At 42.1% G+C, this 799-nt stretch carries 1 protein-coding gene; it reads right to left on the reverse strand.

Annotated elements, in window-relative coordinates:
• The coding region (locus tag H8Z82_RS16955; RefSeq protein WP_207724706.1) for a hypothetical protein at positions 1-752 on the reverse strand (752 nt) is incomplete at its 3' end.
• Positions 753-799 lie beyond the last annotated feature (47 nt).

Genomic DNA, 799 nt, shown 5'->3' on the forward strand with positions numbered 1-799 from the left:
ATCGTTGCTCCTTCCGGATAAGGCGGTGCAATATGAGGACAATTCTGGGAAATTATATAAGATAATTCTATTCCTCCTGTGATGGAAACCTTAAAAATATCAGTAGCTACCTGTTCTTCCTTTTTCGGACGAAGATAAACCGTTGTACCTTCTCCGGGCATAATAACCCCCGTTTCATAATCATCAAGGTACGCCCAGAAATGTTCCGTATTCTCAAAATCAACCGTAACAGGATTTTTTCCATTGTTATATATCCATATACTGCGTTTTGGACACATAAACATATCCGGATCCGGATCTGTATTATCCCACCAGTCGTATTCTTCAGGGGTAATTGTGAGAAATCTCGTACCGCTATTCGGTCTGCAGTTCACCTCATAATCCTGATCAGATGCGCCGCGAATAAGAACCCGTATCCTACACTTCGCCTGAATGCCTTCTTCTGTTTCCATGACAAAGGTTTCTTCATGAATTCCCGGAGAAAGATTTTTCTTTACATAAATATCCGCTGCAACAGCTTCTCCGGGCTTAACCTTATTCCCAACTTCCATTGGAAACCTTCCCTGAAACGGATAATCAAACGGCTCAAGTGTAAAATCATTCAATTCTGAGATAGATTTGATATGCCAAGCCTCTGTGCCTGTATTTTTTATCTCCAGCCTTTCCCACCCCCAACCACTGCCGTTTACTCCAGTCTGTCCCAAATCAAGGATTTCACTAGAAACTGTCGCCTCATATTTCTCATATCTCATTTCACTGTCTGAATCCACAGTATCCTCGAAAATAGCTGAAGCTTCCG

The organism is Blautia difficilis (assembly GCF_014297245.1).
GTDB classification, from domain to species: Bacteria; Bacillota; Clostridia; order Lachnospirales; family Lachnospiraceae; genus Blautia_A; species Blautia_A difficilis.